Source organism: Arthrobacter sulfonylureivorans (assembly GCF_047607445.1).
GTDB classification, from domain to species: Bacteria; Actinomycetota; Actinomycetes; order Actinomycetales; family Micrococcaceae; genus Crystallibacter; species Crystallibacter sulfonylureivorans_A.
The window spans coordinates 1-6,403 of the sequence record NZ_JBLKRT010000067.1 but is presented as its reverse complement, the minus strand read 5'-3'; the positions used below and the strand labels follow the sequence as shown (position 1 = coordinate 6,403).

Sequence of the window (6,403 nt, the reverse complement as noted above, 5' to 3'; positions counted from 1 at the left end):
CGCCTTCAGTCTTTGTCAAACTGTCCGGCCGGTTCCTTCCGGCGGCCGAGGCCTCCGGTCGGCTTCGCGCTGGCAGCTTCACCGCCCTGCGCGGATATAAACTCTAGCACCGCTCGGGCGGGAAGTAAATTCCGCTGCCGTTCATCCTTCCGCCATCCGGGCGGAGGGACCGGCCGAGGGCTTCAAGTACATGACGCCCAGCGGGGGAACCCGCAGGATGGCAGAGGCAGGACTGTCCTTCCAGCCGCCTTCTTCTGCCGTGACAACGCCGAGGTTGCCCACTCCGGACCCGCCGTATTCGGCGGCATCGGTATTCAGGGTCTCGTCCCAGTCCCCCGCCCACGGCAGGCCGAGCCGGAACCCTTCATGCGGGGCGCCGGCAAAGTTCGCCACGCAGACCAGCGGGTTGCCCTGGTGGTCCCAACGGATGAAGGACAGCGTGTTGTGCACGCCGTCGTTCTCATCGATCCATTGGAAGCCGGCCGGCTCATTGTCCCGCTCATAGAGGGCCGGCGTGGAGCGGTAGATCCCGTTGAGGTTGCGGACCAGCCGCTGCAGCCCCTTGTGCGGAACGTTTTCGGAGAGCCACCAGTCCAGTCCGTGCTGTTCCGACCATTCGGACTCCTGGCCGAATTCGGTGCCCATGAAAATCAGCTGCTTGCCCGGATGCGCCCACTGGAACGCCAGATAGGCGCGCAGATTGGCCAGCTGCTGCCAGCGGTCTCCGGGCATTTTGCGCAGCATGGATCCCTTGCCGTGGACGACCTCGTCGTGGCTGATCGGCAGCAGGAAGTTCTCCGTGTAGGCGTAGACCATCGAGAAGGTGGCCTTGCTGTGGTGATACATCCGGTTGACCGGGTCCTCGGCCATGTACTCGAGGGTGTCGTGCATCCACCCCATGTTCCACTTCAGCCCGAACCCGAGGCCGCCGGCGCTGGTCGGCCGGGTCACGCCATCGAACGCTGTGGACTCTTCCGCGATGGTGACGATCCCGGGCACCCGTTTGTACGCAGTGGCGTTGACTTCCTGCAGGAAGGAGATGGCTTCCAGGTTCTCGCGGCCGCCGTGGATGTTGGGGAACCACTCCCCCTCTTTGCGGGAGTAGTCGCGGTAGAGCATCGAGGCCACCGCATCCACCCGGAGCCCGTCAATGTGGAACTCCTCCAGCCAGTACAGCGCGTTGGCCACCAGGAAGTTGCGCACCTCGCGGCGGCCGAAGTCGAAGATCAGCGTGCCCCAGTCCGGGTGCTCGCCCAACCGCGGGTCGCCGTGCTCGTACAGCGGCTGGCCGTCAAAGCGGGCCAGCGCCCACTCGTCCTTGGGGAAGTGGGCGGGCACCCAGTCCAGGATCACGCCGATGCCGGCCTGGTGCAGTTTGTCCACCAGGTATTTGAAGTCGTCCGGATGCCCGAAACGCGAGGTCGGCGCGTAGTAGGAGGTCACCTGGTAGCCCCACGATCCGCCAAACGGATGCTCGGCCACCGGCATGAACTCCACATGGGTAAAGCCCTGCCAGCTGACGTATTCGGCCAACTGCTCGGCCAGTTGCCGGTAGTCCAGCCCCAGCCGCCATGATCCAAGGTGCACTTCGTAGACACTCATCGGCCCGTTGTGCGGGTCGCGGACGGACCGGCGTTCCAGCCACTCCTGGTCGCCAAAGCGGTAATGCGACTCGACCACTCGCGAGCCGGTCAGCGGCGGAACCTCGGTCCAGCGGGCCATCGGGTCGGCCTTTTCGCGCCACTGGCCGTCCTGGCCGAGCAGCTCGTACTTGTACACGGCGCCGGCTTCCACACCGGGAATGAACAGTTCCCACACGCCGGACCCGCCCATCGAACGCATCGCGTGGCGGGATCCGTCCCAGTGGTTGAAGTCGCCCTTGACCCGAACGGCGCGCGCATTCGGCGCCCAGACAGCGAAGCTGGCCCCGGAGGTGTCTCCCAGCGCGGAGTTGTAGCGCCGCACGTGGGAACCCAGCGCGGTCCACAGTGTCTCGTGCCGACCCTCGCCGATCAGGTGCAGATCGATTTCACCCAGGCTCGGCAGGTAGTGGTACGGATCGTCGGCGATGCTGGGGGCGCCGCCGTCGTACACCACTTCGAGGCGGTAATCCGGGACGTGTCCGGGGTCGTCCGCGGGGAAGACCGCCACCCAGATGCCTTCGTGTTCGTGCTCCATCGGCACGCGAAGCGAGGGCGTGAGAACGGTGACGGATTCGGCCAGCGGACGCCGCGTCCGGACGGTCACGTGCCCGTGGTCGTCCAGGTGCGCGCCGAGGACCGCGTGCGGCTGGTGGTAGGCGCCGTGCGCGACGGCGGAGAGCACCTCCGCGTCGACGTGCACCGGGGTGCCGGATCGGCGGCCCGGCGACGGCGATGCCACCGGCGGTGCGGAGGCCTCCTCCGCGGTGGGCCGCACAGGCGCGGCCGCCGCTGCATGACCGTTGACGGCTGCGGCGCCGGCGGCGCCGACCCCGGCGGCAGCCATGTCCCGGCTGCCGCCGGCCTCCTGGCCCGCCCCGGTCAGCGGAGCCAACGCCTCGCGGACACCGCGGACCGGCACCTTGACCCAGCGCGGACGATTGCGCTGTTCGTAGACCACTTCGTAGAGCGCTTTATCCAGCAGCAGGGCCAGATACAGGGTGGACGAGGTGTCCACCGGGTCGCCGGTCTCTTCGCGGTAGCCGTCCAGGAAGGCGGTACTGGCCTGCGCGGCCCACTCGTCGGCGGCTGCTGCTGCCGAATCGTCGGGCCCGGCCAACCGGGCTACTCCGGCGGCGTAGTCGAAGGAGCGCAACATGCCGACCACGTCGCGCAGCGGCACGTCTTCCGTGCCGCGCTCGCCCATCGGCCGAAGCGGTTCGCCCTCGAAGTCCAGCACCACCCAGCCGCGTTGCGCGGAGTCCAGCACTTGGCCCAGGTGGTAGTCGCCGTGGATCCGCTGCAACTCGGGCAGCTCGGTCACCTGGTCCAGCCGGTCCAGCAGTTCCTGCACCGCCTCGTCCAGCGGTCCCACCGAGGCCCCGGCCTGCGCCCAGCCCCAGCGGATCCGTTCCGCCAACGCCGCCTTGAACGCGCTGACCTGAGCGGCATCCGCCTGATGGCTTCCGGCAGCCTCGCGCAGGCTGCGGTGGATCCGCCCGGTGACGGCACCCAGCTGGTGCGCCTGTGAACTGAAGTCCGTGCCGTCCAGCGCCGAGCCGGACGCGGTGCGCCACGCATCCTGGCTGTCCGGAAGGAATTCCCGCAGCACGCTCAGGTGGCCGGTGTCCCAGAGGCGGTCGCTGCCGTCGTCGTTCTGGCCGGGGGTGAGCCAGCCACCGGTGACCCAGCCGTAGGTCGCCGGCACTTCCCGGCAACCGGCGTTGGTGAGCAGCACGCCGACTTCCACGTCCGGGTTGGCGCCGGCTTCCAGGACCCGGAAGAACTTCACGATCAGCGGCCCGTGGTCGGACTGAACCACCACCGAGGTATTGGACTGCTCGCCCAACAGCACCGAAGCCTGCAGCCCGGTGGAGAACTCCGGCCAGGTGTCGAACCCGGCTCCGGCATGGCCGCGGGTATGCCCGTCGCCGGTCACCGCCTGCCGCCGCATCAGTTCCAGCCAGGCGGCGACGAACACCGGGTCGTGCGCGCCGTCGTAAATCCAACGCTCCCCGCTGCCGCTGTCCGTGACGCCATTGCCTTCGCCGGTCCAGGCCGCAGCCTCGCCGCCGCCGGCCTTCTGGGACTCCTGCTGCGCACGCCCCACCAGCGCCGCGTCCCCGCCGGCCAACGGCTCCCGCCGGTAGCTCAGCGGCACGTTGACCACGTGGACGGCGTTGGCCGTGTGCACGGCCACGATGTGCACCTCCAGTCCCACCTCGCCGGCGGGGTCCTGTAGCCGGATGCCGCCCAGCCGGTGCAGCACGGATTCCTGCCCCTTGGCCGGGAACCAGCGCTGGGCCGCCAGCCACGGGTGCAGCAGTTCGGGAATGCTCGGCGTGAATTTAGGCATGGGTTGTTGCCACCTCAGTTCCGTCAGTCGCGGGTTTGATGACCGGCAGGGTCTCAGTTTGCGGTGATGCAAGGTTGGATGCCGTGGAACGCAGTCGCAGCCAGAAGAAATCGTGGCTGCCCAGCGTCAGGGTGAGCTGGCCGGCGTCGTCAAAGGCCGGGAACGGAGTGCCGCCGAAGAGGTCGCGCAGCCCGCGGCCGGCAAATTGGGGCAACTGCAGCGGTGCCGCCACCGGATGCTGCGAGAGGTTGAAGATGCACAACAGCGACTCGGGCCTCTCCACGCCCTCCGGATTGTTTTCCGGTACCTCGCGGAGGAACGCCAACACAGATTCCGATTCGACCGGCACATTTCGATAGCTGCCCAGACCGAAGGCCGGGTGGGCCTTGCGCACCGCCAGCATTTGGCGCACCCAATGCAGCAGCGAGCTGTTGTGCGCCAACTGCGCCTCTACGTTCACGTAGTTGTAGTGGTACACCAGCGACTGCACCACCGGCAGGTACAGCTTGCCCGGGTCCGCGGTGGAGAACCCCGCGTTGCGGTCCGGATTCCACTGCATCGGTGTGCGGGAGGCGTCGCGGTCTTCGAGCCAGATGTTGTCGCCCATCCCGATCTCGTCCCCGTAGTACAGGAACGGGCTGCCCGGCAGCGAGAGCAGCAGCGCGTGGATCAGTTCGATTTCCGCCCGGGAATTGTCCAGCAGCGGGGCCAGCCGGCGTCGGATGCCGATGTTGGAGCGCATCCGTGAGTCCGGCGCATACCAGCCGAACATCGCCTCGCGCTCTTCCATGCTGACCATTTCCAGCGTCAGCTCGTCGTGGTTGCGCAGGAACGTTGCCCACTGGGCGCCGGCCGGTATGGCCGGCGTCTCCTCCATTGTGGCCACGATCGGGGCGGCGTTCTGGTCCCGCAGGGCATAGTAGAGGCGCGGCATGATCGGGAAATGGAAGGCCATATGGCACTCCGGCCGCAACGCGTCGTCGTCGTCCTGCTGGCCGAAGTATTCCACCACTTCATGGGGCAGCTGGTTGGCTTCGGCGATGATCACACGGCCCGGGTATTCGGCGTCCACCATGGCACGCAGGTCCTGCAGGAAGGTATGCGTGGCGGGCAGGTTTTCGCAGTTGGTCCCGTCTTCTTCGAACAGGTAGGGGACGGCATCCGCCCGGAAGCCGTCGATCCCCTGGTCCAGCCAGAACCGCACCACATCGAAGACCGCCTCAATCACCTTGGGGTTTTCGAAATTCAGGTCCGGCTGGTGGCTGAAGAAGCGGTGCCAGTAAAACTGCCGGCGGATCGGGTCGAAGGCCCAGTTGGAGTCTTCGGTGTCCACGAAGATGATTCGTGCGTCCTGGTATTTCTCGTCCGTGTCCGACCAGACATAGAAATCCCCGTACGGCCCGTCCGGCTCGCGCCGGGACTGCTCGAACCAGTCGTGCTTGTCCGAGGTGTGGTTCAACGGCAGGTCGATGATCACGCGCACGCCGCGGGCGTGGGCCTCGGCCACCAGCCGCTTGAAGTCGCCAATCGTGCCGAACTCGTCCAGCACGTCGAAGTAGTCCTCGACGTCGTATCCGCCGTCGCGCAGCGGGGACTTGAAGAACGGCGGAACCCACAGGCAGTCGATCCCCAACCACTGCAGGTAGTCGAGTTTCTCGATCAGTCCGGAGAAATCCCCCGAACCGTCGCCGTTGGCATCCGCGAAGCCGCGCACCAGCACCTCATAGAAGACGGCCTTGCGGTACCAGTGCGGGTCGTGGGCCAGGCCCGGGGCATGCAGTTGAAAGGGGCTCGCCATCAGCGGTTCCTACGGACATGCAGGATGTGGGCCGGCTCCACGTGGGCGTCCAGCCGTACGTAGTTGTGCTCGCCCCAGCGCCAACTCTGTCCGGTCAGCAGGTCGTCCACCCAGAATGTGCCGTCGTCGTTGTAGTCCTCGTCCCGCAGTCCCAGCGCCGCCAGGTCCAGCGAAACCGTGGATTCGCGGGCACTGTGCGGGTCCACATTCACCACGACGATGACGGTGTCCCGCCCGCCGCTGTGGGATTCGGGCAGGTGGGCCTTGTGCTTGGAGTACACCACCGTGGCCGGATCCGTGCTCCGGTGGACGGTGAGGTTGCCCAGGTCCCCGAGCGCAGGATGGGCCCGCCGGATGGCGTTCAGCCGGGTCAGGTACGGTGCCAGCGAGCGCCCTTCGGCCTCCGCGGCGGCGAAGTCGCGGGCCTTGTACTCGTACTTCTCGTTGTCGATGTACTCCTCCGCGCCCGGCCGGGCCACGTGTTCGTACAGTTCGTAGCCGGCATACACGCCCCACAGCGGGCTGGCCGTCGCGGCGAGCACGGCACGGATCTTGAACGCGGCCGGGCCGCCGTACTGCAGGTACTCGGTGAGGATGTCCGGGGTGTTG

2 protein-coding genes and 1 pseudogene are annotated in these 6,403 nt (G+C 67.2%); all 3 read right to left on the bottom strand.

Translation table 11 applies throughout. The annotated features are described in order from the left end of the window. Positions 1-141: 141 nt before the first annotated feature. Positions 142-3,996, bottom strand: coding sequence for a 1,4-alpha-glucan branching protein GlgB (glgB, locus tag ACMX2H_RS18605; RefSeq protein ID WP_414962719.1), 3,855 nt, complete (start codon positions 3,994-3,996; stop codon positions 142-144). Further along, complete coding sequence (gene treS, locus ACMX2H_RS18600; protein WP_414962717.1) at positions 3,989-5,794, bottom strand: maltose alpha-D-glucosyltransferase; 1,806 nt, start codon at positions 5,792-5,794, stop codon at positions 3,989-3,991. The genes glgB and treS overlap by 8 nt, the downstream gene beginning before the upstream one ends. Next, positions 5,794-6,403 (bottom strand): annotated as a pseudogene (locus ACMX2H_RS18595) (alpha-1,4-glucan--maltose-1-phosphate maltosyltransferase); the annotation flags it as partial. The gene treS and the pseudogene ACMX2H_RS18595, both read right to left, overlap by 1 nt.